The organism is Oceanobacillus chungangensis (genome assembly GCF_003369565.1).
Taxonomy (GTDB): Bacteria; Bacillota; Bacilli; order Bacillales; family Amphibacillaceae; genus Oceanobacillus; species Oceanobacillus chungangensis.
This window is the reverse complement of record NZ_PIOD01000006.1, coordinates 62,914-89,024: the sequence shown is the minus strand read 5'-3', so window position 1 is coordinate 89,024 and position 26,111 is coordinate 62,914. Positions and strand designations below refer to the sequence as shown.

The 26,111-nt window shown below is 37.1% G+C and carries 25 protein-coding genes and 1 pseudogene; 3 read left to right on the top strand and 23 right to left on the bottom strand.

Translation table 11 applies throughout. From position 1 onward, the window contains the following. Positions 1–316: 316 nt before the first annotated feature. From CWR45_RS20295 to nikR, 16 genes are all read right to left on the bottom strand, one after another. The gene (locus CWR45_RS20295; protein ID WP_281271839.1) at positions 317–442 is read right to left on the bottom strand and encodes a hypothetical protein; all 126 of its coding nucleotides are present in this window, start codon (positions 440–442) and stop codon (positions 317–319) included. A 16-nt stretch (positions 443–458) separates the two neighbouring features. Continuing rightward, positions 459–1,133 (bottom strand): hypothetical protein, encoded by a 675-nt coding sequence (locus CWR45_RS06520; protein ID WP_115749068.1) that lies wholly within the window; start codon positions 1,131–1,133, stop codon positions 459–461. A 195-nt stretch (positions 1,134–1,328) separates the two neighbouring features. Continuing rightward, on the bottom strand, positions 1,329–2,276 hold the full coding sequence (locus CWR45_RS06515) for a cation diffusion facilitator family transporter (RefSeq protein WP_115749067.1): 948 nt from the start codon (positions 2,274–2,276) through the stop codon (positions 1,329–1,331). 77 nt (positions 2,277–2,353) lie between these two features. Continuing rightward, positions 2,354–2,974, bottom strand: a complete 621-nt coding sequence (locus CWR45_RS06510; RefSeq protein WP_484203125.1) for a YczE/YyaS/YitT family protein — start codon at positions 2,972–2,974, stop codon at positions 2,354–2,356. Positions 2,975–3,192: 218 nt separating this feature from the next. Next, on the bottom strand, positions 3,193–4,380 hold the full coding sequence (gene norA / locus CWR45_RS06505) for a multidrug efflux MFS transporter NorA (protein ID WP_115749065.1): 1,188 nt from the start codon (positions 4,378–4,380) through the stop codon (positions 3,193–3,195). 170 nt (positions 4,381–4,550) lie between these two features. Next, on the bottom strand, positions 4,551–4,925 hold the full coding sequence (locus CWR45_RS06500) for a MaoC/PaaZ C-terminal domain-containing protein (protein ID WP_115749064.1): 375 nt from the start codon (positions 4,923–4,925) through the stop codon (positions 4,551–4,553). Further along, positions 4,892–5,233, bottom strand: a complete 342-nt coding sequence (locus CWR45_RS06495) for a hypothetical protein (RefSeq protein WP_115749063.1) — start codon at positions 5,231–5,233, stop codon at positions 4,892–4,894. The genes CWR45_RS06500 and CWR45_RS06495 overlap by 34 nt, the downstream gene beginning before the upstream one ends. After that, on the bottom strand, positions 5,230–6,324 hold the full coding sequence (locus tag CWR45_RS06490) for an acetyl-CoA C-acyltransferase (protein ID WP_115749062.1): 1,095 nt from the start codon (positions 6,322–6,324) through the stop codon (positions 5,230–5,232). The genes CWR45_RS06495 and CWR45_RS06490 overlap by 4 nt, the downstream gene beginning before the upstream one ends. Continuing rightward, positions 6,302–7,768: an AMP-binding protein gene (locus CWR45_RS06485; protein ID WP_115749061.1), complete on the bottom strand. Its 1,467-nt coding sequence runs from the start codon at positions 7,766–7,768 to the stop codon at positions 6,302–6,304. The genes CWR45_RS06490 and CWR45_RS06485 overlap by 23 nt, the downstream gene beginning before the upstream one ends. After that, on the bottom strand, positions 7,765–8,331 hold the full coding sequence (locus CWR45_RS06480; RefSeq protein WP_115749060.1) for a biotin transporter BioY: 567 nt from the start codon (positions 8,329–8,331) through the stop codon (positions 7,765–7,767). The genes CWR45_RS06485 and CWR45_RS06480 overlap by 4 nt, the downstream gene beginning before the upstream one ends. An 825-nt stretch (positions 8,332–9,156) precedes the next feature. Continuing rightward, complete coding sequence (locus CWR45_RS06475; protein WP_115749059.1) at positions 9,157–10,044, bottom strand: ATP-binding cassette domain-containing protein; 888 nt, start codon at positions 10,042–10,044, stop codon at positions 9,157–9,159. After that, complete coding sequence (locus CWR45_RS06470; RefSeq protein WP_115749316.1) at positions 10,041–11,057, bottom strand: ABC transporter ATP-binding protein; 1,017 nt, start codon at positions 11,055–11,057, stop codon at positions 10,041–10,043. Before CWR45_RS06470 ends, CWR45_RS06475 begins: the two co-directional genes overlap by 4 nt. A 70-nt stretch (positions 11,058–11,127) precedes the next feature. Further along, on the bottom strand, positions 11,128–12,723 hold the full coding sequence (locus CWR45_RS06465) for an ABC transporter substrate-binding protein (protein WP_115749058.1): 1,596 nt from the start codon (positions 12,721–12,723) through the stop codon (positions 11,128–11,130). Positions 12,724–12,995: 272 nt separating this feature from the next. Then, positions 12,996–13,901 (bottom strand): ABC transporter permease, encoded by a 906-nt coding sequence (locus CWR45_RS06460; protein WP_115749057.1) that lies wholly within the window; start codon positions 13,899–13,901, stop codon positions 12,996–12,998. Continuing rightward, positions 13,865–14,887 (bottom strand): ABC transporter permease, encoded by a 1,023-nt coding sequence (locus CWR45_RS06455; RefSeq protein ID WP_211315939.1) that lies wholly within the window; start codon positions 14,885–14,887, stop codon positions 13,865–13,867. The genes CWR45_RS06460 and CWR45_RS06455 overlap by 37 nt, the downstream gene beginning before the upstream one ends. Before the next feature lie 402 nt (positions 14,888–15,289). Beyond that, positions 15,290–15,703 carry a nickel-responsive transcriptional regulator NikR gene (nikR, locus tag CWR45_RS06450; protein ID WP_115749055.1) on the bottom strand — a complete coding sequence of 138 codons (414 nt, stop codon included), beginning with the start codon at positions 15,701–15,703 and terminating at the stop codon, positions 15,290–15,292. Between the two features lie 437 nt (positions 15,704–16,140). Here nikR and CWR45_RS06445 point away from each other — a divergent pair, with 437 nt between their 5' ends. Beyond that, on the top strand, positions 16,141–17,490 hold the full coding sequence (locus CWR45_RS06445; protein ID WP_115749054.1) for an MFS transporter: 1,350 nt from the start codon (positions 16,141–16,143) through the stop codon (positions 17,488–17,490). Positions 17,491–17,643: 153 nt separating this feature from the next. On the opposite strand, the gene CWR45_RS06440 is transcribed toward CWR45_RS06445, so the two are convergent. From CWR45_RS06440 to CWR45_RS06425, 4 genes and pseudogenes are all read right to left on the bottom strand, one after another. Beyond that, a complete protein-coding gene (locus CWR45_RS06440; protein ID WP_115749053.1) occupies positions 17,644–17,928 on the bottom strand; it encodes a phospholipase in 285 nt (94 codons plus the stop codon). Positions 17,929–18,154: 226 nt separating this feature from the next. Continuing rightward, entirely contained in the window at positions 18,155–19,822 is a 1,668-nt protein-coding gene (locus CWR45_RS06435) for a ribonuclease J (RefSeq protein ID WP_115749052.1), read from the bottom strand. A gap of 217 nt (positions 19,823–20,039) precedes the next feature. Next, positions 20,040–20,678, bottom strand: a pseudogene (locus CWR45_RS06430) (aldehyde dehydrogenase family protein); the annotation flags it as partial. A 262-nt stretch (positions 20,679–20,940) separates the two neighbouring features. Then, a complete protein-coding gene (locus CWR45_RS06425; protein WP_115749050.1) occupies positions 20,941–21,348 on the bottom strand; it encodes a VOC family protein in 408 nt (135 codons plus the stop codon). Positions 21,349–21,618: 270 nt separating this feature from the next. Here CWR45_RS06425 and CWR45_RS06420 point away from each other — a divergent pair, with 270 nt between their 5' ends. After that, on the top strand, positions 21,619–22,497 hold the full coding sequence (locus tag CWR45_RS06420) for a DMT family transporter (RefSeq protein ID WP_115749049.1): 879 nt from the start codon (positions 21,619–21,621) through the stop codon (positions 22,495–22,497). Positions 22,498–22,550: 53 nt separating this feature from the next. Here the strand turns inward: CWR45_RS06420 and CWR45_RS06415 are convergent, their stop codons facing one another. Beyond that, positions 22,551–22,940 (bottom strand): cupredoxin domain-containing protein, encoded by a 390-nt coding sequence (locus CWR45_RS06415; RefSeq protein ID WP_115749048.1) that lies wholly within the window; start codon positions 22,938–22,940, stop codon positions 22,551–22,553. Between the two features lie 166 nt (positions 22,941–23,106). Then, entirely contained in the window at positions 23,107–23,844 is a 738-nt protein-coding gene (locus tag CWR45_RS06410) for an SDR family NAD(P)-dependent oxidoreductase (protein ID WP_115749047.1), read from the bottom strand. Positions 23,845–24,033: 189 nt separating this feature from the next. Here CWR45_RS06410 and CWR45_RS06405 point away from each other — a divergent pair, with 189 nt between their 5' ends. Beyond that, entirely contained in the window at positions 24,034–24,633 is a 600-nt protein-coding gene (locus CWR45_RS06405) for a TetR/AcrR family transcriptional regulator (RefSeq protein ID WP_170138808.1), read from the top strand. A gap of 218 nt (positions 24,634–24,851) precedes the next feature. Here CWR45_RS06405 and CWR45_RS06400 read toward each other — a convergent pair whose 3' ends face one another. Beyond that, a complete protein-coding gene (locus tag CWR45_RS06400; RefSeq protein WP_115749046.1) occupies positions 24,852–25,703 on the bottom strand; it encodes an AraC family transcriptional regulator in 852 nt (283 codons plus the stop codon). Positions 25,704–26,111: the final 408 nt, after the last annotated feature.

Genomic DNA, 26,111 nt, shown 5'->3' with positions numbered 1-26,111 from the left:
CTATAGTATTATTAAGCAGTCTCACTGCTTAAACCGATAATAACTACAGAATTTTATCATATTCTGATTGATTAAGCAAAACAGCAGGAAAGCGAAAACATTGGTTAAATAGTATCACTACTAACGATTTACTCTATTTATCACTATATGTTAAGTTCTCTTATATTTATAAAAAGATGACCTACCAATATTTAGCTTTTATTAAGGAGAACAATATTTCCAGTTCAGATAATAATCAAATCTAAAACCATCGAGCGAGCAAATTAGGAAGAACACTGTGCAAATTACTCCAACCTCAATTTCTAGCGATTCTGATTTACTCTTTACTGCACGAACGATTTAATAAAACTAGCCTATCATTATCAAGCTCCTCGACAAAGACAATTTTTATTTTTCGAACGGTTAGAAGTTCAATCAATTCGGCAACCTGTTTCGCTTCCATTAGTTTCACAACCATCCTATTTATCACTTGCCATTTGCTTGAGCGCAATAAGTAGTAACACAGGATAAAGCATTCTTCTGTTTTCCAGACTCGTGCCTAAACGATGTTTTATTGCATAAGCAATCATTTCATTAACTACGTGTTCTATATTGTTTCCAGGTAAGTGAATAAGCCCACCCAAAGTTGTATACGTATCATCGCCCATCGGCATTAACAGTCCCGAAATTAATTCCCCACGCTTAGGCGCTTGAAACTTTCGATTATAGATACAAACGATTTTCGATTGCTCATTGAATACATCAAGTAAAACAAATACCCTGCCACTTAAACTGTCACTCTTTTCAACATAATAAAAACTTGGATTAAGATGCAGCCAGCTAGCAAGCACTTCGCGAACCTTTAAGCTTCTGTATTCGAATATCTCCTTATTCGCTTGTAAATAATGTTGATATATTGTTTCCTTCTTCGCACCAATTGGCAGGCAATATGTTGACCAATAGATCAATTGTGAAAAAATTTCATCCTCTAACTGGCTAGAAATCTTCATGCCTGAAAATAACGATTCAATAATCGAATTAATCTGCTCTTTAAAATAAGTAATGGCGTAATAAAAAACATCGTCTAAAGTTTCAAACAGCTCCTCCTGAACCCTATCAGGAAATAAAACAATGTTAGTTGATTTTATCGTCATAACTCTCTCCCCCTCTTAATTTCCATCATTTTAGCATGGAATAAAAAGGATTGCAGAAGCTAAAATATCATTTCCACAGTACTTCAAGACATCATAATTCAATTTTTTCCTTGGCAAAAAATAATTTATCACAAAGGTTAAGCGATACAATTTTATATTTTGGACAAAAAAATAGACAATACAAGATTGTCTATTTTATGGTTGCCAATTCTTAATATCATCATCCTCAATAATTCCAATCAACACATCTGCCACTTCAGGCTCCCGAAGAAGCATATCCTTTAACCTAAATTTAATATCATCCGCTTCTGCAAGCGTTAAGCCCTTTTTCAATTCAACGGTGCCCTCGATATGAAATAATCTTCCTTCTTGAATGATTCTAATTCCATAAATGTCTACAACTGCTTCGTCCGCAAGCAATAGACCGGTAATTTTATCTTCTACTTCTTTCGGAGCAGCTACCCCTATTAATCCAATCATATTATCATAGCCAACCCGAAAAGCAACGAACAACATAAGCAATCCAATGATTATGGAAATAATTCCATCTGCTTGAAGAATACCAAATGATTGTGCGAGTACAATACCGATAATCGCTAAAACAGCACCCGATGTTGCAACCAAGTCTTCATAAAATACGAGACGTGTTGCTGGAGAGGCTTTCCCTACGTTTTTGAATGCGGTGCTGAATATCCCACCAGATCCTCCACCTGTTTCGTGAGCAATTTCCTTCATTGCCTTAAACAGGATAAAGCCATCCACTATAAACGATACTAATAAAATAATGATATTAAGCATAAAACCCGATGTTTGAACTGGATGTTGAAATAGATGCCAGCCTTCCTTAATCGTTTCATATGCCATAATCGTCACTACAAGAACAGCCACCATACAAAAGATATTGATCACTCGACCAAATCCAGTAGGAAACCGTTTGGAAGGAGGAAATTCCGCTAGCACACTTCCTAAGTATACGAATCCCTGATTAATAGCATCTGCTAAAGAATGCATTGCAGATGCAAACATTGTCCCATTTCCACTTAAGCTTGCAGCAACACCTTTAATTGCTGCAATAAATATATTCCCGAGTGCCGCAATGCCTGACGATGTATTTCCCTTTTTAAGTTTATCAACGAATCCCATATAACGCCCCCCTATTTAACCCTATCTTTCCCAGGTGGAAGCATTTTTAACCTTTTAACCGATAAAATAAAGGAATATTACGCACTATTACTAGGTAGCTCCTTATTTGAACGATGTTGCTCAATCAGATTAATTCGCTTTCCTACTTTCAAATAAAAATACTGGAAAATCGGACTTTGAATAAATGTAAAAATAAACGTAAATACAAATACAGGACCACCTAGTATCAGACCGATTACTAATACCAAGCTTTCCGAGATAATCCTAACTCTGCCAATCGGTGCACCTAGCTTATCGGAAATCGACAGCATAAAACCATCACGAGGACCAGAACCAACTCCTGCAGCATTATAAATTCCTCCGCCAAAGCCCATAATCACAATTCCGATAATCATTAGTACAACATCAATCCACGTATTGGTTGGTGCAGGCAAGAAATCCAGCCACATATAGAAATCAACAAATGCGCCAACTAAAATTGCATTAAAAAACGTTCCTAACTTAATGTAGCTTTTATCAAGCAGCCAGGAAATGATGATAAGTATGATGGAGATAATAATATTCCAGGATCCTATGGAGAGGCCGACCTTTTCAAAAAAGGAAACATTGAGCACATCCCATGGATGAAGTCCAAGATGCTGCACATTAATTGTCATTGTTATACCAAAACTAAAAATTAAGAGTCCAATAAAGAATATGGACCAACGAAGGGAACTTAACAGTTTAATCAGCCTACTTTCGTCAATATACTAAATATTATAATAGCAGATTTTTGAGTAAACTTTGCACTAAATTTATTTTAAATATTATTTTAACAATGGAAAATTAAAAGGAAAATAAAAGAACATTGTACTTGTAAAGGATAATCCTTCAGTACAATGCTCCTTAAGTGCTTTTAATGGCCTTCTTACAATTCCTAACTCTTACCTTTTACTTTATTACCGCTGTTATGCCCTGGTGCTTTCCAGATTATTGTTAAAGTTATCCCTGCCACAAGTACTACTGTAGAAAAATAGTAAGGATAGTTAATATCAATATCAAATAGCATTCCCCCGAGAATTGGTCCGAAAATGTTAGCTAAACTTGTAAACATAGAGTTCATACCACCAACGAAACCTTGTTCATTCCCGGCAATAGTGGAAAGATATGATGTAACGGCAGGTCGGAATAAATCAAAGCCTACAAAAACAATAAATGTAACAAGTAAAATTGACCAATAAGATTGCACCACAGTCATTAAAGATACAAGTACGGCTGATAATATCAAACAGTATCGCATCAGTTTAATTTCTCCCCAAATACGAGTAAGTTTATCAAAAAGGATAACTTGTGCAATTGCACCAAATACAGCACCACCTGTAATTACAATGGCTATATCTCTTGGAGTAAACTGAAACTTATGATCAGTAAATAGACTAAAGAATGAATCAAAGACCGCTAAACCAAATGAGGTAATGAAAATTAAAATAAATGCAATAAAATATTTTGGCACAAAAACGCGCTTAAATCCAACATTATCATCTGCAGCTTCTTCATTATTTTCTTGTGATCGATTTGGTTCAGTTAATATAATCATTGAGAGAATAGCCGCAATTGTACCAAGTGCTCCGGCAAAAAAGAACGGTACTCGTGTTCCAAATTCAGCTAAAAACCCACCAATCCCCGGTCCAATAATAAAACCTGTACTTATTGCAGCCGACATATAGCCGAGTGCTTTTGGACGAGTATCTAACGTTGTGTTATCTGCAATAAAAGCTGTAACACCTGGCATAATGAAGGCAGCACTAATTCCACCTAATATACGAGAAATGAATAATGTTTCGATATTCGTACCTAACCCAAATAAAAATTCCGATATACCGAAAATAAATAAACCGATGACAATGATAATTTTCCTGCCTAACTTATCAACGGCCTTCCCTGAAATTGGCGAAACAATCAATTGAGCAATAGCAAAGGCTGCCGTTAAATAGCCAATCGTTGTTCCAGTAATCCCTAATTCGTTCATCAGGGTAGGAAATACAGGGATGACTAGACCAATTCCCAAAAATGCAATAAATAAATTCAATAATAGTAAACCCAAGGTGATGTTAAAAGATTTCATTTTCCATTTTCTCCTAGATAAAAAATCGTGTTGTCCTATAAATTCTATATAATTATACTAAATTAGAAAGATACTAGCTATTTTAACTATATGATTATACCAATTCACGTAGTAAAATATCCAGCCTTCATGCAAAAAGACGCGTTCCTAGACTAAACGCGCCCTGTAATTTATTTAGAATTGGATAAGATTTCAAATTTCGCCTTTCCTTTTACTACTGTTACCCCACTTACAATTCCTCTGATTTCAACCCAATTTGAATTTTCTCTTTTCTCTGCGATAAGCTGAACCGAATCATTGACAAAAACAGGATTCACGAAATTCAATTCATATTCCGAAATAACACAGTTCCTTCCAGCCAATGCCGCAACAATCTCCGCGCCAAATCCCATCACGAGCATGCCATGTGCAATTGGTTTCTGAAAGTGGTACTTTTTTGCTTCTTGCGGGTCCTGATGAATCGGATTATTATCTCCTGAAAGAAAAGCGTATTGCTTTACCATCTCTTCTGTTATGGTAACCGTATGGCCAACTCGGATACACATCGAAAACACTCCTCTCCCATATAGTCGTAACCAATTAGAGATTGGGTATAAAATGAATTTTTTCCTCTTTTTACTTTTCTATCAAGCGTAACTTCACAACGATAAGTTTCACCGATGACAAGTTTTTTTTGACAAAAACATAATTGTTTTCGATGAATGGGAGCTCCCCCGTATTCCCATGGCAACGGGATAAACTGGTAAAATAGCATTGGAAAAGACGGAGGCAGTGACTTTTGCTTTCCAAAAATCTTTTCATAGTTTACTACCATCTCTTCTGTAAGTGTCACTGTTACCCTATCTGATTTCATATAGCCATCTCCCATAATACGGCAATACCAAGACCGCCGCCAATGCCAATCGCAGACAGCATGTAGCGTGGCTTATAACGCTTTGCTTCATAAAACAATCGTGTAACAAGAATTGCTCCAGATGCGCCATATGGATGACCCATAGCAATGGCACCGCCTTCCGGATTTATTTTGCCATAGGAAATAGAAAACTCACGAGCAAACAGTGCGATCTTAACAGCAAAAGCTTCGTTTATTTCAATGAGATTAATATCTTCAATTGATAAGTTATTTTTGGCCAAAATCTTAGAAACAGCTGGAATTGGACCTGTCGCGGGATAATTGGGGTCTGTCCCAATTACAACACTATCGACAAAACGAAGAACAGGGTTCAAGTTTAGCTCCTTTGCCTTTTCCTCTGACATCACTAAAACAGCGGCAGCCCCATCATTTATTCCACATGAATTTCCTGCTGTCACCGTTCCATTCTTCTTAAAAGATGGCGGCACTCGCTTCAGCAGACGTTCATAATTCATATTTTGCTTTAACCCTTCATCTCTCATCGGAATGCCTTCTATCTGTACCAGTTCGTCAGAGAAAAAGCTTTTTCTTAAAGATTCTTGCGCCCTTTCATAACTTAATAGTGCAAATTCATCCTGCTTTTCTCTAGTAATTCCATATTTTTCAGCAACGTTTTCAGCCGCAATGCCCATATCAGGATCGCCAATATGTTCTGGTGAGAAACGAGCGCGATACTCAAATGGTGAGTTGCTTGTACTTTCCACACCTCCGGCAATAAAGATATCCCCTGCACCACCTTGGATGAGATGACAAGCAAGCCGGATTGCTTCTAGTCCTGAACCGCATTGTCTGTCAACCGTTATCCCTGATGTTGCATAAGGCTGGCCGCTTTCTAAAGCAGAAAGCCTGGCAATATTTCCGCCAGGGCCAACCACATTTCCTAATATAATATCGTCAACTTGCTCATCCAAGTCTTTTACAAGATCATGGATGACATAGGCGGCTAACCTTTCTGGTGAGTAATTCTTTAAAATACCATTTTTCTTTCCAATTACTGTTCGCTTCGCATTAACAATCACCGCTTTTTTCATCACTAACTCCTATTAGTTTTTTCATTTGTTGGCGAGAAATTTTCCCACCTGTTGTTTCCGGAAAAGAATCTAGCTTTTTCCAAATTCTAGGTATCTTATAAGCAGTTAAATTTCTAAGACAATAGGATTTTAAGGAATGAAGATTTACATCTCCCTTCACAAAAGCAGCCACCTTTTCTCCCCAATAGTCGTCTTGAACTCCGATGACAGCAGCCTCTTCCACTCCATCATAACTTCGAATTACTGTTTCTATTTCCTGTGGATAAATATTATATGCTCCATATAAAATCATGTCATTTTTCCGTCCAAGAATATAAATATAACCATTTTCATCCATTTTTGCGATATCATGAACAGTTGCCCAATCCCCTTTTTTTACTTTGCCTGTTTCCAGCGGATTATTTATGTAGCCGTCAAATATCATTCTGCTCTTTACATGTAGAATGCCCTCTTCTCCTATTTCTGCTTCACTGCCATCTTCAGTCCTGATAGAAACCTTTACATTATGAAAAGCTCTGCCAACCGATGCGTCATATTTTTTGACGTCTTCATTCTTTAAAACAGAAACATAGCTAAGCTCTGAAGATCCATAAAATTCATTAATTAACGCCTGCGGAAACAGCTTACGAATATTACCCTTCACACTTGGCAGGAGTTTTGCACCTGTAGAAATAATTGACACTGGCTTTTCACTTTTGTATCCTTCACTAACTATTGCCTGGATCATCGTTGGCACCACATATACAACAGATATCGGATATTTCTCCAAGACTTTCATGAAATTCCCTGGAGAAAATTTTTTAAGCAAATAAACCGTTCCACCATCAAATAGTGTGCTCATCGCCCCATATACAAACGTAGAGCTGACAAATGAACCTGGAATTAACACATGCTCGTCCTCATTCATGCCAAGATCTATCTGGTTGCATTTAAATGATTCAATCCAAGATTCATGCGATCGTATAAATGCTTTTGGAGTTCCTGTTGAACCGGATGTAAACCCGATATAAAACGGAACATTGTCCCTCTCAGTCCTTCTTTGCTCATAAGTCTCCTCTGTTATCCAGCCAACAAGTTCATCTGAAAAGAGAACGGGATAAGGAATATCCTGAAAATCGTTTTTCATTCTTTTATCCACTATGATAAGATCAGGTGAAGTCTGCTTCATCCGAGCGGTTATCTCTGTCTTTTTCCACCTCATATCTCCAACAATAACCGCCCAATCAGCTTCATTGGCACCTGCAAATAGCTGCAAAAATAAAGTATCATTCGGGAGGAAGATTGCCACTCTTTTTTCCTTTTGTGGCTGCTTTACAAATGCAGCAGCTGTCTGTTGTACTAATTTATTCCACTCCCGGTATGTAAGCCGCTGCTCGGCAGTAATAATAGCTAACCTCTCCGGATGGCTCTCCTTATGATTTCTATAAGTACTTGTCACCTTCATGCTGCTTTGGCTTCCTCCTTAAAAACTGGGATTGCTTTTTGCAGTTTAACAGCAAGCAATGAACCAACCATAACTTTTATAAAATCCCCTGGCAAAAATACAAGGTTTACGATAAATGCATCCAAAATCGTAATATTCATCATCATTGCCTGAAATGGGATCCCAAACAAATAGACAACAATCATCCCGCCGGCCACATTAGCTAGAACCAGCTGTAACAAATTCATTTCTTTCATTTTGTAACATACCAAACCAATGACGTATGCACCTGCAATCCAGCCAAATAGATAGCCACTTCCTGGTCCCGCAAATACCCCTAAACCACCGCGCCCTCCGGATAATAGTGGCAAACCTGCTGCAACTAATAAAAGAAATAATAATTGACTGTACGCGGCATATTTAGGCCCAAGCCGAGCACCGAGCACAGATCCGGCAAGCATTACTCCTAGCGTTTGCGGCGTAATTGGTACAGGTGTAAACCCTAATGGAATAGCAGGCATTAGTCCAAGCACCCCCATAATTGCAGCAAATAAAGAAACATAAGCTAGTTTTTGAATTTTCATTGTCAACCACCTCATTGTAATAGTTGACATTCATTTTATAATATTCGGCAGTTTTTGTAAATGGTTTATTATTTTAAATCGTTAGTCTATTTTAATTTTTATTGGAGCTCAATAGTATCGCCATATAAAATATACATGTTACTCGGGTCATACTCAATATGATAGGCAAGATTATTACTTGATTCTTAAGTAGAAGTAGGCTAAAGTATTTTCTTTTATCTTCCACTCGTTCCAAATCACTTTCATGCCGTTCTTTTTTAGGTAGGGGTATTACGTTATTAACCTAGGATAAAACATGGAAATTTCTTTTAATGAAAACTTACAAAATATAAATAATGATAAAAACAAATGAAGTACCAGTCGCAGTAAAAAGGAATTACCGTAAATGGAACTCAACATAACAATTACTCAGCCAAAACATTCCTATTGAATATACAATTATTGACATTGCCCATAATAGCAGGCACCCCCCTTTCAATTTATATGTATACTTTTTGAGCCCAAAAATAAAAGACAGGAATTTAATCATCCTGTCTAATCTCTTTCAATAATATATTCATATTTTCGCGTATTACTAGTATTCCATACATTGAATAACCCCTAATCGAATAATAGGGATTCAATTCCATTCCTCAGCATCTGATAATTCTCCTTACAAATCCCTACAATGAGGATTTAAATTAATATACATTTCCTTCTTCTGTTTTCATCCACTTCTCGTTCGAATAAATACTGACTTGGTCCAAACTTTATACGGTATAGCTGCAATATTTTCATCTGCAAATTATATTTGCAGCCATCTTTACTGGAAGTCCACGGACCCGGTCATTTATAAACAAAGTGTCCTGGTGTGACTTCTACCATTTGACCGTCTGCTTGTATGCTTTCTTCGTCATAAGTTAGGATTTTCTTATTTCTTTCATAAATGGGATCTGGTACGGGAACAGCTGACAGAAGAGCCTTCGTATAGGGATGAAGGGGATTTTCAAATAATTCTTTTGCCGGTGCCATTTCCATCATTTTACCTTTAAGCATAACGCCGACTTTATCGCTGATAAAACGAATAATGGAAAGGTCATGCGCTATAAAAAGGAATGTAAACCCATGTTTCTTTTGTAACTTCTGGAATAATGTCACAATTTGTGCCTGAATAGAAATATCAAGTGATGCAATTGGTTCATCGCCGATAATCAAGTCCGGGCTCATGCCAATACTTCTTGCAATTGCCACTCGCTGGCGTTGTCCTCCTGATAATTCGCTTGGATATTTTGATTTATAGCTCGTATCCAAGCCAACCTCTACTAGCAAGCTATCTATTTTCTTCTTTAACTCTTCTTTCTCATTGATTATATGGTTGATTATTAAAGGCTCAGCAATAATTTTTTCCACTGTCATTCTCGGATTAAGGGCCGCGGCGGAATCCTGAAAGATAAATTGCATCTTCCTTTGAATCTCTTTTTTATTCTTATGATATATTTTTTTATCAGAAATCAGCTGGCCTTTAAAATACACTTCCCCATCAGCAGGAGGATATATGCCCATAATTGTGCGTGCAGTCGTTGATTTTCCTGATCCCGTTTCGCCGACTAGACCAAATATTTCACCCTTATCAATCTGAAAACTTACATCATCTATAGCCTTAATTGTGAGATGTTTATTGACATGAAAGTACTGTTTTAAATGACGTACCTCTAGAATGCTATCTGAGTTCATATACTTATACTCCTTTTTAGCGAAAGGGGGACTTCAACCTTTGGTGCCCTTTCATCAAGTAGCCAAGTTGCCGTAAAATGTGTTGGACTGATTTGAAACATCGGCGGCATCTCTTCATAGTCGATTTTTAAAGCATATTCATTTCGAACAGCAAAGGCATCACCAGGTGGAGGATCCATCATAACAGGGGGCATGCCTTGAATGCTTCTAAGATTTTCCCCTTCTGTTGTATTAGATGGAAGAGCCGACAGCAATCCCCATGTATACGGATGACAAGGATCATAAAATACCTCCTCAGCGGTACCAATTTCAACGACTTTTCCTGCATACATAACAGCAACTCGGTCTGCAATACGCGCAACAACACCCAAATCATGAGAGATAAAAACAATCGATATACCTGTCTTATCTCTAATATCTAAAAGGAGATCCAGTATTTTTGCTTGGACGGTTACATCCAGTGAGGTCGTCGGCTCATCTGCGAACAATATTTTCGGATTGGAAGCAAGTGCGATGGCTAGAACACATCTTTGCCGCATACCACCTGAGAAAAAGTGCGGCTGTAAGGAGATTCTATATACAGGATCATCAATACCTACTAAATGCAGCATTTCAATAGCTATTTTTTTGGCCTCTTCCCTGCTGACTTTATTATGCTTTAAGATCGATTCTGTAATCTGTTTTCCAATAGGAATCGTTGGATTCAATGTCGTCATTGGGTCCTGAAACACCATTGATAGGGCTGGCCCTCTAAGATTGCGCATCTTTTTCTCTTTGTAATTCGTGATATCTTCACCATCAACTATGATCTGTCCTTCCTTGATCCTTGAATTTTTCGGGAGCAGCTTCAGAACAGATTGACCAAGTACTGTTTTACCACAGCCTGATTCACCTACAATAGCTAAAATTTCACCCTTCTGAAGAGATAAATTCACATCTCTAACAGCTTCTACCTCACCATTAGCTGTATCAAAGCTAATAGATAAATTTTTTAGTTGTAAAATTGGTTCCATAATCATTAATACCTCTCTGAATATTATTTAAAAAACGACCGGGTATTCACTAAAACACCCGGTGATACAATTATTTATTGAGTGTCCAATTTTCAATGTTCCACATTACACCTACAGCATGGTGTCCAAGAACTCTTGTAGTGTCAAGGCCATCAAGTCCCGATATGCTTACGTAGTTACCATCAAGATAAGAAATTAAAACGATTCCCGGCTGCTCTGCATATGCAACTTCGAATTCACCGTATATTTTTTTCCTTTCATTCTCATCAGAAGTAGATCTTCCCGTCTTTAATAATTCATCTACTTTTGGATTAGAGTAGTGCATGGTATTGCCGCTAGCATTGGTTACAAAGCCAACATAGCTCATATCAGGATCAAACTGAGCAGCACTGCCATAAAGGAAACCATTGTATCCTGCTTCCCAATCAAACTTTGTCACAAGTACAACTTCCATGTCAACGCCTGCTTTTTTCAGCATCGTTGAGACAATATTCGCGATATCTACACGCTCTTCCTCGTAGTCACGAACTTGAATGGTGAAATGGAATTTTTCCTCATCTCTCTCGTAAATACCATCTTTATTTTTGGTCCAGCCAAGTGCTTCCATCTCTTTTGCAAATTTATCAAGATCATAAGGATAGATATCCGCAGCCTTATTGCCGCCATAAGCATTCAGCTGAATCGGACTGTATGCCACAAATCCTCTACCTTTTAACACGCTGTCAACGATTTCTTGTTTATTAATGGCATAGTTGAGTACGCCAATTGAATCCGCATTTTTCTTCCAATAGTCTGATTGTAGATTCATAGACATACCACGAAAATCGGCTGTTTGAAAGTCGATATTTTTAAATTGATCTTTGTCACGGAAATTTTCAGCATAATTCGCATTGAGCCATGCAAGGTCTGCCTCACCTGACTCAAGCATTGTTGCTTTCGTGCTTTCAACAGAAACTGTTTTATAAATAACTCTCTCAATATTCGGAACCTTTTCATAATAATCTTCGTTTCTCTCAAGCGTGATCATGCCGCCCGCGGTATCCCAATCAACAAATTTATAGCGACCTGTACCAACAGGGTACTGATTAAAGGAGGCTGTATTAATATCTTCCCCTTCGAGTAAATGCTTCGGTATAATGCCCATTGTAAAATAATCAAGCATTGCCGCATTGTATTTAGAAAGTTTAATGACAACTGTATGGTCATCAGGTGCAGTAACACTGCTAATATCCTCATAATTACTAGTGATACTTGCTGATAAAGTTTTGTCTTTTGTTAAAACTTCATAAGTATAGACAACATCGTCTGCAGTGAAATCTGTACCATCATGCCATTTGACACCTTTTCTTAATTTGAAAGTATAAGTATTTGCTTCATCATCATATTCATAGCTTTCAGACAGATCCACAACCGGTTTGCCGTTTGCATCATATTTCATGAGTCCAGAGAAAATGATATTCGGCAATTCATCATGTGTGTTAAGAATGGGGTTAATGGTATCTGCACTTTCCCCTGCGTATATTAACGTGTTGGAGAGGTCTGACTCCTCCGCCGTTTTTGTCTTACTATCATCTTCCTCATTCATACCGGAACAAGCAGAAAGGCTCAGACAAAGCATTAATAGTATAATAGTTATAAGCTTTCTCCTGTTGTTCTTAATTCTCATCACTAATTGCCTCCTAGAATTTATTATTTGGCTTTGTTTTGTTAATAATGAAATGTGTCAACAGCAATAATTAACAGAGACTTTTATTTAAAGAGCAAGAGCTCAATAAAGTGAAACTTCATTCAGTGGGGGATTTATTCATCCCCGACTGAATGCTAGTTGAACAGAATCGGGATTTTACTTGCTGTTGATCCCCACTTATAACTCTTGATTTCCCTCATTTTTTAAAGTGAGGGTCTTACAGCCAGTTAATTCGGGAAAAATATATATATTTATAGATTACTGGCCCTTCTATTTGTTTCTTTTCTAAAATAATTGCCGATATTGGTTATTACCAATAAAGTAATGACTAAAAATACACCAGGTATAATAATGACCCACCAAGTATTTGATAATAGTGCTCTATTTGCAAGTGAAAGCATGCTGCCCCAGGAAATAACATCTATAGGGAGCCCAAGTCCAAGAAAACTTAGAGTGGATTCCATAGCCATACTAGTACTGATGCTTGATATAACAACGAATAAAATGGCAGAAACAACGTTTGGAATCAAATGTCTATACATCACATGCAGGAAGTTTGCTCCCATACACCTTGCAGCAAGCACATATTCATAATTACGTATCTGTCTAACTTCGCTGCGTACAATTCTTGCCAGAGCAAACCAACCGGTAACACCGATAATGAAAGAAATTTTCAATATGTCTTGCTTTCCTATAATCGAAACTAGCAATAATAAAAGCAATAATGATGGAATACTGTTTAAAATCTCTACAGCACGCATCATAGCTGCATCAATTTTGGCATTCGCTGTTCCACTGATACAACCATATGTAACACCAATGACCGTAATAATGACCATACTTAAAATGCCGATAATAATGGATGCTCGACCACCGTACCAAATCATAGAATAAATATCTCGCCCCAGTGAGTCCGTTCCAAAATAGAATTCTGAATTTGGTGGTTCGTTGAGATTCTTTAGATAAAAACTGCTGGGGTCATGATTGATTAAATCCCCTGCAAAAATACAACATAAAACGATAGCGGCAAGAACAATCACGGAAATAATAGGCTTTCCCTTTAACCTTTTCGAAAAAGACGGTATCTTTTCCTTTGGGATGTGCTCCTTGTAATTAGCACCTACCATGATGAACTGTTCTTCGTTGCTTTCTTCCACGTTGCTGCCTCCTGTTCCTTCAACATAGGGTCTATCATCTCATTAATGGATTGTGCAATAATACTACTAATAATAACTAATACGCCGGTAATCAAAACTAACAGCATTAACAGATTATAATCGTGATATTTTGCACTCTCAACAGATAACGCACCAATTCCGGGATAATTAAATACCGCCTCTGCAATATACGTTCCACTCAATATGTGTGGCGAGGAAATGGCCATAATACTTATAATGGTTGGAGCAATATTGCGAAGACAATGTTTGACAATGATCTCAACTTTTTTCAAGCCCTTTGTTTTTGCCAAAATGATATAATCCTTGCGAAACTCATCCAAAAGCTTATTACGAAACATATAAGCGTAGTACCACAGATGACTCAGTACCATGACGATTAAAGGTAAGACTAAATGTTCAAGACGATTTAGAAGATCCCCAGATTTCCCAAAATCATAGGCACCACTGCTCGGCAACCAGTTGAGATTAATACTAAAAATAAGTACCAAGACAACACCCAACCAGAATGCAGGTATATAATAGGCCGCTGTTCCCACTTTGCAGATGATGCGGTCAAATAACGTATCTTCAAACAACGCACAGGATATTGCTAGTAAGATTGCGAAGATGAAAACCACTAGATAGGATATACCGCCTAATATTAATGTGTTTCCAATTAGTGGCGAAACAACTTCCATCACAGGTATTTTGTATTTCAGGGATAGCCCAAACTCTCCGTGAAATGCATTGGTAATCCATCTGATATATTGAATATGGTTTGGTGCATCCAACCCTAAGCGCTTTCGAGCTTCCTGCAGTTCTTGTGTGGTCATAGACTCAACAGCATCACCGTAAAATGATTGCAGCGGATCACCTGGTGCTAAGCGTGCTATGTAAAATACAATAATAGATAACAACAACATAGCAGCAATAAAACCCATTAATCTTGTTAATAGCTTTTTTAAGATTACAGTTCTTCTATCCAAATGAAAAACGCCTCTTCCCATTCAATTTAGTAATCTTTTTACTAATTCGTAACAGAAGCTGTTCGGGTTCCAATATTCCAAAGAAGTTTATCTCCCAAATTTTTACAGAAAGAAAGATTATTTCCAATTAATATCGTGTTACCTTTTTAAACATTCGTAACACGATCGGTCAAAAAAAAGCACAATTAATATTTATATATCAACTGTTACGATTTGAAAACGTGTTACTTTTTCTTAAAAACGTAACACCGTTATACAAAAATAAATAAACTAGTGTTTTTGTACTGATGATTATCCCTATATAATAGGTATTACTTTTTACTTAAAATAGTACGGATAAATAAAACTTTCCAGACAGATCGTCAAAGACTTGACATGTAAACATATCAATTACAAATTTATTTACTCTACTGGTGCTACTGTAAACTTTCCATACTGAACACCCTTTAAACTAGTTAATTTATTACTGAGTTGCTGGATGTCTCTGGCTTTTCCCTTTACGATGATTAGTTCTAAACAATTAGAGTGATCGAGGTGAAAATGTGTGGTGGCCATAATATTATCGTGCATAGAATGCTGGGTGTTTGTAAGTTCTTCTTGGAGATTTCTCTTGTGATGGTCATAAAATAATAGGATGCTACCTGCCACTATTTGCTCATCTTTTTCCCATGAATGTTGGATAAGTGCGTCACGCACAAGGTCTCGAACGGCTTCAGAGCGATTTTCATATCCTCTTTGTTTGATTAAGTTGTCAAACTTCCAAAGTAAATTTCCTTCCATGGATACCCCAAATCTTCTTAACGATGAATCTTCCATTATTTCCTCCTTAGTAACACATATTTATTATTAGTAACACTAATATATACAATTTTTATTGAAAAAATGCATTTTAATTACATCGTGATTAATTTAAGTATGCAGGCTCCAATGGGTCACCTCATCATTGTCCCGTAGTTAACCTAAGAGCTAATTGGGTTTCACATCAAACCTTCCCCCACGCTCCCCGGTGCTGATCACGACTTGGCATAGATGCTTTCGTCTGCTAAAAAAAGATTGGACCTGAAGCGAACTGTCATTATTATCCTCTGCGTCTATAGTTTTTAACTATAGCTAACGATACATTTTAGGGATTACCTTATAACCTTCACCTCATGATAAGATTCTACTTAATCACTTTTCCGGATTTGTAAATGTTAATACCATGGAAATTTTGCAAACAAGAATAAAAACTACTAGGAAGGAATGAAAAACGTATGACGCGAACCATTCAGACATCACAAGTTTTGGCAAACAGTAAATTTAACAAGTTTCACTTGCTCGTATTTCTTTGGTGCTTTTATGTTATTGCCTTTGACGGTTTTGATGTTGCCTTATATGGCATCGGATTGCCATTGATGATGGAGGATTATAATATTACTGTTGTGGAAGCAGGAGCAATAAGCAGCTATTCCGTCATTGGTACGATGACTGGCACGTTTTTATTCGGTTCTCTATCTGATATTATTGGCCGGAAAAAAGCTATCGCAATTTGTTTAATTTTATTCAGTGTGTTTACATTTTTATCGGGATTTGCATCAAATGCTGATATTTTCCTGATTATGCGCATTGTTGCTGCATTGGGGCTTGGTGGAGTGATGCCAATTCTTGTAGCTGTGATGGCAGAGTACTCGCCCAAGAAAAAACGGGCATTAACAGTTGCAATCATGTATTGCGGTTATTCTATCGGTGCAATCCTTGCTTCATTAATTGGAATGTACTTGATGGAAAGTCTCGGGTGGAGATTTTTATATTGGATTAGCATTATCCCATTCCTAACTTTGCCATTTTTCTTGAGACAGTTCCCGGAATCTGTTTCCTATCATCTTCAACGTAAACAAGGGGATAATATTGCAAGTATTCTCAATAAAGTTGACCCTGATGGCAACTATCAAGCAACAGACAATTTTGAATATGAGCGTTTTAAAGAAAGTACAAAGAAATTTCCTATTAAGAAAGTATTCTCGGATAATAAGCTTCTTAGTACATTGGCCTTTTGGCTTGCAGTCGGATGCTCGATGTTAGTAATTACGGGTTTAACAACATGGCTTCCAAAAATCATGCTAGAATCTGGACACGGAATCGCTTCAAGTTTATCCTTTAATCTTGTTCTCTCAGTTGGCCAAATTACCGGATCTATCTTTGGAGGTATCTTAGTTGGACGCGTCGGACATCGCAGAGTGTTAATATCCATGTTCTTCATCGGGTCCCTTAGTTTTGTTTTCTTAAGTTTGACCTCCAATACGCTATTATTATATCTATTGATTGCTTTAACCGGTGCATGTACAGTCGGCACACAGAATTTAGTCAATCCATATATTTCGGAATATTATCCTAGAGAAATTCGGGCAACAGGACTAAGTATAGCAGTTGGAGTTGGGAGAATCGGAGGAATACTTGCTCCTGTTGCCATTGCCCTATTGCTTACAACGAACCTAGCTCCACAGCATGCATTTATGGCATTCGCGGTTCCAAGTTTACTAGGGGCTATTGCATTTATGATTGTTCAAGAAAAATATGCAAGCTTTGATCGCGTGATAGAAATAAATAAACAGAAGACGGCTTAATGAAGTCTTAATTCAAATTAATCGTTCCGCTGCAATAAGAATAATGTGTCAGTCCCCTACTTCACTATCACTTTTGTGCAATAAGGGACTAGACACTAGACATATCGAATTATCTCAAAGAGAAAATATAGATTAATAAACCTATCCTCATTCCTATCTAAAAAGACAGTTGATATCTCGTTGTATTCTCATATACTGATGCATTAGTCTAGCATGTCGTCCCTCTTCGGTATAAGGATTTTGAAGCTTTGCAAGCCGGTTAACGAATTGATCATCACAACGGCAATAATCTCTTGTTTTCTGGTAGCAAATGTCATGTTCTTTGCATGCAGCATCTACAGCATTAATAGGGTTACCAGGCCCACTGCAACCTGGGCCACACCAATTATATCCTGGAAAAATACAAAAACGTGGGGACCTCCTTCTTCTACGATTCATCTCCTCTCACCCCCTAACAGAAGTAGGTCTATATTAATAATTTATGTTTTTTTAAAAAAATTGCGTAGATATTCGTGCTGATGTTCTTGCTTTAGCTATCAATTTTTTGCCGCTTATCGATATTGAATCTTTAAACCTAAAAAGACCAACACTTAGAGTTCACTAAAGTGCTGGTCTTCATTAAAAATATATTTCCTGTCCCAGATCCTTCTATTTCTCTTCTATTTTATATATCCATTAATATAGGAACAATCATTGGCTCTTTCCTCGTACGTTCTTTTACATATTGAGTGATGGCCCTTTTCAATTGTTTTTTCATGACATTCCATGAATATCGATTTGCTTCATGCAGCTCGTTTATTGTTTCTATTGTAATTCGATTCATTCCTTTTCGAAGCTCAGAGAAATTCTGATCGACGAATCCACGAGAAATAAATTCGGGATCTGCGAGGACTTTATCTTCCTGTTTATTCATCGGTATGATAATCATGAGCATACCATCCTCTGAAATCTTTTTACGGTCACGCAATACAAATTCCATATCGCCTACATCCACACCGTCTACATAAGTGTTCCCATTCGGTACAGTTCGATTACTTCGGGCGATAGAATTTTCAATATCAACAACATCACCATTTTTTAAAATAAATGTGTTGCCTTCTTCTACACCTACAGATTCTGCAAGCATTCGGTGATGATGCAGCATTCGATATTCACCATGAATTGGTATAAAGTATTTCGGCTTCATCAGGGTAAGCATGAGCCTTAAATCTTCTTGATAACCATGACCGGAAACATGCATGCCGGAACTGCTTCCCGAACCATAAATGACATGGGCTCCGAGTTTATATAAGTTGTCGACGATACTAGTTACATTCTTTTCATTCCCTGGAATTGGGCCTGCTGCAAGGATAACCGTATCCTCCGGTAAAATCTCTACATCGCGAAAGTTTCCAGTGGATAGTCGACTAAGGGCCGCCATTGTTTCTCCTTGGCTTCCAGTACATAAAATAGTCACCATTTCTGGTGGCAATTCATTTATATCACGGGGCTCAATTAACATATCTTTAGGAATCGTTAAGTAGCCACGATCCATCGCAACCTTTGCTACATTCACCATCGACCGGCCAAGTAAAGCCAGCTTACGATCTGTTTTTTTATTTGCATTGACAACCTGTTGGATACGACTAACGTTTGAAGCGAAAGTAGATACGATCACTTTTCGTTTTGCCTTCATAAGAATCTGTTCCAAATTTTTACCTACCATTTGTTCCGAGGGAGTGTAACCAGGTCGCTCTGCATTAGTACTTTCCGATAATAGAAGCAGTACCCCCTTGTTCCCGATCGCAGCCATTTTATGAATATCTGGTCGCTCATTGTTCTCAGGGGTCAAATCAAACTTGAAATCCCCAGTATGTACAATCGTTCCATCTGGAGTGTTAAAAACAATACCTAAACAATCGGGGATACTATGAGCCACTTTGAAAAAGCTAATATTCATTTCACCGATTTGAACCACTGAATCTGAGTTGATATCAATAAGTTCACTTTCTCTTAAAATTCGATGCTCTTTTAATTTGATTTCAATAAGTCCAAGTGTGAAGCTCGTTGCATACACTGGAACATTTACTTGTTTTAAGAAGAAAGGAACTCCACCAATATGATCCTCATGACCATGTGTAACAATTAAGGCACGAACACGGTCCTTATTTTCGATAATGTAAGAAATATCGGGAATGATTAAATCAATTCCTAATAAACTCTCGTCTGGAAACTTATTTCCACAATCAATAAGCACAATATCGTCTCCATATTCAATCGCGTACATATTTTTCCCAATTTCATTTAAGCCACCAAGGGCAAAAATCGATAGTAAATTATTTTCTGTACTCATATGAATACCCTCCTGCTATAAATATGGTTTAGTATGCCCTTTAGACCCGTTTTTATTAATATGTAACATTTAAGTATAATCTAAGCAGCAATTTAAACATGCTACTAAAAAAATAAGCCGGATATTTTATCCGACTAAAGAGAATTGTTTTTTTAATACATTACAACTTTTATTCGTAAGTGATTTTATTACTTATCAAAGTGGACTACGCAAATAATTAATCCAAATTAATCCATACACTCTTCGTTTCCGTATACAAATCAATTGATTCGGCTCCATTTTCTCTTCCAAGTCCGCTTTGTTTATATCCGCCAAATGGTGATGCAGGATCTATTAGATTATAAGTATTTACCCAGACGGAACCCGTTCTTAACCCTTCTGCTACAAGGTGGACCTTACGTATGTCTGTGGTGTTAACTCCACCTCCCAATCCATACTCGGTTTGATTTGCTAATTTAATTACCTCATCAATATCTGTAAACGGTATACCAGAAACAACTGGACCAAAAATTTCTTCTTGAGCAATTCTCATACTATTATTTACGTTGGCTAACACGGTTGGTTTAACAAAGTATCCATTTTCTAATTCATTTGCTACTGCATTACCGCCGACTAGTATTTCTGCTCCTTCGTCCCGCCCAAGGTCCAAATATCCTAAAACTCTTTCTTTCTGTTTAGCAGAAATTAGCGGACCTAGATTAGCAGATGGATCAAAACCATTCCCAAGCTTGTAGTTCTTTGTATAATCCGCTAAATCACTCATGAAATTATCATATATTTTCTTTTCTACAAATAACCGGGAACCGGCAACGCAAACTTGCCCGGAATTAAGTAAAATCGCATTTGCTGCATTTTGGAGAGCTCTTTCAGTTCATCGTCCCACAATTAACACCCCAAAAGTTAGAATTGTCCTCCAACTTTTGGGGTGCACTATATACCTGACCCCCACGATCTACTTTTGTCGAATATCGGCGTGAAGAGTGCATATATCGGCGAGTTTCCAAATTATATCGGCGTGGTTGCTAAATATATCGGCGTCTTTACAAATATATCGGTTGTCTCATCCTTTAGAAGATTAAACATGATAAATTAACTTTTTACCTAAAATTTATCCATGATTAAAATGCACTTTCATCCATATAAACCACTTCCCAGATATGACCGTCTAAGTCCTGAAAACCCCATCCATACATAAATCCATGATCTTGTGGCTCATTATAAGTTTTGCCGCCAGCTGAAATTGCCTTATTTACCAACTCGTCCACTTGCTCTCGACTTTCAGCCGATAAACAAAAAATTGCTTCAGAGGCAGTAGCTGTATCCACAATTTCTTTCTTACTGAACTCTTTGAAACGATCCTCATTCATGATTAAAGCAAATATATTGTCATTGATGATAATACTGGATGTGTTCTCATCGCTGAATTGCGGGTTTAACTCAAAACCGATTTCTGTCAAAAATTTGGTGGAGTTCTTCACATCTTTTACTGGTAAATTGATAAAGATATTCTTGGACTTAAATGCCATTTTATTCATCTCCTCTTCAAATTATCATAGACATTCTAAATTATCTATTTGAAGCCATATTCTAATTATACATTAACTCTATTTAATCTTACTGCCAAAATCTACAATTGCCATATACATATGGTCAAAAATCTTCATTAATATCGTGTCATTTTTAACCATTTTTATTCAGTTTGTTTTATAATCATACTTATTGAAATTTACTTCTCCTTATAACATCTCTATTATAGATAGGAATGTATAGGAGAGCTAGAGAGTAGGAGTGCCAAGATGAAACAATATATCGGAGACGGAATGCTGCTTATTACAGCTATCGTTTGGGGTAGTGGGTTCGTTGTAACCGCAATTGCTTTACAATATTTAACAGCCTATCAAGTGATGGCTGGAAGATTCGTTTTAGCTGCCATAATCCTTTCACTATTATTTAGAAAGAAATTCAAAACATTTACGAAGCCAGTTATTTGGAAGGGAGCCATTTTAGGAACTATTTTATATATTGGGTTTGCATTACAAACGGTTGGTTTAGAATACACCACACCATCTAAAAATGCCTTTCTAACCGCGGTAAATGTTGTGATTGTACCATTAATTGCTTACATGGTTTATAAACGCAAAGTTGATCGGTATGAAACAGTCGGGTCCATTATAGCAATTATCGGTATTGGCTTCATTTCTTTACAAGGATCTATGACAATCAATATCGGGGATGTATTATCGCTTGCCTGTGCGGTAGCCTTTGCTTTTGATATTTTTTATACGAATCATTTCGTTAAAAAAGAAGATGCGCTTTCACTAACCATCGTCCAATTTATCACCGCATCGCTCATAGGTGTTGTTGCTGTTTTCATTCAAGGCGATATTCCAGCAACCTTTGAAAAAGAAGCCATGTATTCTATTATCTACTTAGCAATATTTTCAACAACGATTGCTTACGTTTGTCAAAATATTGCTTTTAAGTATACAACTGCAACAAAGGGTGCGATTATCCTTTCATTAGAATCCTTTTTTGGGATGGTATTATCCGTCCTGTTTTTACATGAGGTGCTTACAGGGCAAATGATTACAGGCGCCGCTTTAATTATGTTCGCAATTTTAATAACGGAATTGAAGCCAAGCTTGTATAGGAAACGCACCGTAAAAAATACATAAATATAGAATAGCGATAGAATAGCGTTCCAGCTAGACTATCGCTATTCTATTTTTTATTCTACAATTACTTTTCCTACCATTCCTTCATTTTTATGGAAGCGACATATGAGTTCATATGTACCAGTCTTTTCTGGTTTTACGGTAATGGTTTTCTCTTTACCAGGCTCGATTTCAACGTCAATACCAAGCTTTTCTACCGTGAAAGTATGTTCTTTTTTGCCGACATTTTTGAGTAGCAGCTTTGTCGATTCTCCATTTGAAATAGTAATTACATCTGGATTAAAGTAATCATCGTTTAACTCGACCACTATCTCATTTACTATATCCATAGGCTGCGCTTCTACTCCAGGTTTTGCAAACACATTTAGTGGCCCTGGAATAGACATAAATATAAACATTGCAAGTAAAGCCGCTAGTCCTGTTAACCAATTTTTGACAGACATTTGTAATCCCTCCTTTCCTCATCCTATTTTCTTCCATTTGCAATAAATTATTACGATAATTTAATTTCAAGCGATTCAACACTGGATTCTGGTGATAAACTAAGCAATAAAAAAGAACCCATTTTGAACTAAGTTCAAAATGGATTCGTTATCTAATATCAATCTATTATTGTGCTGTATATCCACCGTCAACAACTAGACTGTTACCAGTCATGAAAGTAGAGTCATCACTTGCCATAAATAATACTGCTTTTGCCATTTCTTCTGCTTTACCTAGACGTTTCATTGGAGTTGCATTTGAGAGGAATTCTCTATCTGTTTCACCTAAGATTGGTGTTTCGATGAATCCTGGGCATAGTGCGTTTACACGGATATTGCGCTCAGCATATTCTAAACCAAGAGAACGAGTTAAGTTAATAACACCGGCTTTTGCTGCGTTGTACGCTGCACTGCCAGGTGATCCCACCCAACCGTACATTGAAGCTGTATTAACAATAACACCGCCGCCAGCTTTCAAAAATTCTTTAATTGCAGCTTGTGCAACTAAGAATACACCACCCAAGTCAACTTCTACTGTTTTTCTCCATTCAGCATAAGTTAATTCTTCTGTTGGTTTAACAGCACCAATTCCGGCATTGTTAAATAGAACATCAACTTTACCAAATGTTGATAGTGCTGTATCATAAATATTTTTAACATCTGCTTCACTAGTTACATCCGCTTTTACGAAAACAGCTTCCGTACCTTGAGTTTTTAATTCTGCTTCAAAAGCAGTACCTTTTTCTTCATTAAAATCTACTAAAACTAATTTTGCCCCTTCAGCAGCAAATAAACGCGCTGTTGCAGCACCGATACCAGATACTCCTCCAGTGATGACTGCTACTTTATCTTGTAGTTTACCCATTGTTGTTTCCCCCTGTATAATATAGTTAGACAACCTATTATTTAAATAGTTTGTTATACTTATAATAGCTGGTTACTTTTAGTAATCCAACCATCAATATTTCCATCAATGTCTAGCAGATAGACATTTGATGTATAATCGTCTATTCACTATACATTTGACACATAAATGTTTATCGGGGGTATCCAAATGATAGAACAACTTTCAACTCCACGTAAAAATCGAACAAAAGAGCACTTGAAGCTAGCACTCATTGGCTTAATCAAAGAAAAGGGGTTCCATTCTGTCACAGTCAAAGATATTGTCAATTATTCCAAATACAACCGAAGCACCTTCTATACCCATTACCAGGATAAATATGAATTAGCGGAAGATCTGCTTTGCACTATGCTCAAAGGAATTGTTGAAGCTGTAGGAAAACCATATCAATCGAAACAAAAGGTCACTACAGATCATCTGACTGCAAGATCCTTTAACATCATTTCCTATATTTATGAGAATCGTAACTTTTTTGAGTTGATAACTTATCAAGATACCATTCCAGAATTACACACAAGATTTCCACAGACAATCTTAAAAATCTATCAGGAAAAGTTTCAATTTGAGACGATTAATAATTTACCAGTCGATATGAATTACTTCACACGTTACACTGCATATGGATTTTATGGTCTGTTATCTAATTGGATTAATACCGAGTTTGAAGCTTCTCAAGAAGCGTTTATTGAGGAGGTTATTAAGTTGTCGCGTACACATATTGCTTCGTTTAGGTTTGTTGGGGAGGAATAGCAACATGTATTTTACCTGCAGTTGCCATGAAATTTGCCACTTACCGCCAACGCGTTTACCAATGGGGAAACTTAAAGACTTTGGAAAATGAAAAAGCCTAATCCCTCTTTATTTTTACTGAGGAATTAGGCTTAATTTCTTCCGCAATCGCGCCCGATGGCGGATTTTAATTTTTTCTTGTAGCAGTGGATTCACGGTGTAATCCCAGCTTTAGATTCCTATTTTACAGGGATCCATATTTCTGAATATAAATCAGGACTGGATGGATTTTCATCTGAATATACCTCTAGTTCTGGTGTCCCTGCGTGTTTGTAACCACTTGAAGGAAACCATTCTGAAAAAATTTGTTTCCACGCTTTTTGCATAGCATCCGGCATCGGTCCGTGAACCTCAAATACAGCCCATTTGGATGCGGGGATTTCCAAATTTGATAATCCATCAGGCGCACTGCCCTCGTGTGCTGTACCTATCCAATATTCAATGGACCCGGAATCTTTCTCAACGCATACACCTACAACACCTTCAACCGGACCATTGTTCAATTTAAACAATCGCTCGTCAGTACCCTCTCCGTTTATCTTATCCCACATTTTTGGGATGCCCACTAGGTTCTCCTCATTAACCAGTGAAAAATCCCGTTTAACCCCTACAATTTGAAACCCATTACGTTCCACAATTTTGACTTGCATCGGTTCTGCTCCCTTCATATTCACCTGTACTACCAGGCGGTTATAAGATTTTAGCGTTCCCGTGTACTTTCGTGCTTCACTTGGTGTTACACCATGTTGCCGCCTGAAAGCCTTTGAGAAAGCTTCGGGAGAATCGTAACCATATCTGTAGGCCAGATCAATAATCTTTGTATTTGATCTTGTTAACTCATAGGCAGCTAATGTTAGGCGACGACGTCTAAGATATTCACCAACAGAGATATCAGTTAATATCGCAAAAGTACGCTGAAAGTGAAAAACTGAAAAATTAGCCTGTTGGGCAATATTTTCTATCGAAAGGTCATCAAGTAAATGATCTTCCATGTAGTCTATTGCTGCCTGTAATGATTCAACCCACGTCATGTCACTCACTCCTTATTTAAATCCTAACAGAGCATCATCCATTAATCCTGTCTTCCCGTGCTTTGCTCGGACAGTATTTTTGAGTTAGTTAAGACGTTTCTTTTGTTTTGTTCCGTTAACTGGTCCTATTGGGAAAAACTGCTTATATTGAAAATCAATCAATTTTTTACAACAAGTATAACATTTTTGATTCCAAAACCATGGATTTTTAGCTTTGATCATCCAGAAATTATGTCAAGGATGGTGCATCACATTGGCTGTAATCCATTCAATTATAAAATACCATTCCAGTTAGAAACAAAATAGCTCGTTGTAAATAACCTCTAAAGAAATTTGGAAAATGGGGGAACAGGCAAACACACAGACTAATAAAATAATACAGTAGAAATAACTCTGCATTATAAAAGT

Bases quoted from the DNA above. Each gene is read 5' to 3' on its own strand.
- CWR45_RS20295 (WP_281271839.1), bottom strand. From the start codon at position 442: ATGGAAGCGAAACAGGTTGCCGAATTGATTGAACTTCTAACCGTTCGA.
- CWR45_RS06520 (WP_115749068.1), bottom strand. From the start codon at position 1,133: ATGACGATAAAATCAACTAACATTGTTTTATTTCCTGATAGGGTTCAG.
- CWR45_RS06515 (WP_115749067.1), bottom strand. From the start codon at position 2,276: ATGGGATTCGTTGATAAACTTAAAAAGGGAAATACATCGTCAGGCATT.
- norA (WP_115749065.1), bottom strand. From the start codon at position 4,380: ATGAAATCTTTTAACATCACCTTGGGTTTACTATTATTGAATTTATTT.
- CWR45_RS06500 (WP_115749064.1), bottom strand. From the start codon at position 4,925: ATGTGTATCCGAGTTGGCCATACGGTTACCATAACAGAAGAGATGGTA.
- CWR45_RS06495 (WP_115749063.1), bottom strand. From the start codon at position 5,233: ATGAAATCAGATAGGGTAACAGTGACACTTACAGAAGAGATGGTAGTA.
- CWR45_RS06490 (WP_115749062.1), bottom strand. From the start codon at position 6,324: ATGAAAAAAGCGGTGATTGTTAATGCGAAGCGAACAGTAATTGGAAAG.
- CWR45_RS06485 (WP_115749061.1), bottom strand. From the start codon at position 7,768: ATGAAGGTGACAAGTACTTATAGAAATCATAAGGAGAGCCATCCGGAG.
- CWR45_RS06480 (WP_115749060.1), bottom strand. From the start codon at position 8,331: ATGAAAATTCAAAAACTAGCTTATGTTTCTTTATTTGCTGCAATTATG.
- CWR45_RS06475 (WP_115749059.1), bottom strand. From the start codon at position 10,044: ATGAACTCAGATAGCATTCTAGAGGTACGTCATTTAAAACAGTACTTT.
- CWR45_RS06470 (WP_115749316.1), bottom strand. From the start codon at position 11,057: ATGGAACCAATTTTACAACTAAAAAATTTATCTATTAGCTTTGATACA.
- CWR45_RS06465 (WP_115749058.1), bottom strand. From the start codon at position 12,723: ATGAGAATTAAGAACAACAGGAGAAAGCTTATAACTATTATACTATTA.
- nikR (WP_115749055.1), bottom strand. From the start codon at position 15,703: ATGGAAGATTCATCGTTAAGAAGATTTGGGGTATCCATGGAAGGAAAT.
- CWR45_RS06445 (WP_115749054.1), top strand. From the start codon at position 16,141: ATGACGCGAACCATTCAGACATCACAAGTTTTGGCAAACAGTAAATTT.
- CWR45_RS06440 (WP_115749053.1), bottom strand. From the start codon at position 17,928: ATGAATCGTAGAAGAAGGAGGTCCCCACGTTTTTGTATTTTTCCAGGA.
- CWR45_RS06435 (WP_115749052.1), bottom strand. From the start codon at position 19,822: ATGAGTACAGAAAATAATTTACTATCGATTTTTGCCCTTGGTGGCTTA.
- CWR45_RS06425 (WP_115749050.1), bottom strand. From the start codon at position 21,348: ATGGCATTTAAGTCCAAGAATATCTTTATCAATTTACCAGTAAAAGAT.
- CWR45_RS06420 (WP_115749049.1), top strand. From the start codon at position 21,619: ATGAAACAATATATCGGAGACGGAATGCTGCTTATTACAGCTATCGTT.
- CWR45_RS06415 (WP_115749048.1), bottom strand. From the start codon at position 22,940: ATGTCTGTCAAAAATTGGTTAACAGGACTAGCGGCTTTACTTGCAATG.
- CWR45_RS06410 (WP_115749047.1), bottom strand. From the start codon at position 23,844: ATGGGTAAACTACAAGATAAAGTAGCAGTCATCACTGGAGGAGTATCT.
- CWR45_RS06405 (WP_170138808.1), top strand. From the start codon at position 24,034: ATGATAGAACAACTTTCAACTCCACGTAAAAATCGAACAAAAGAGCAC.
- CWR45_RS06400 (WP_115749046.1), bottom strand. From the start codon at position 25,703: ATGACGTGGGTTGAATCATTACAGGCAGCAATAGACTACATGGAAGAT.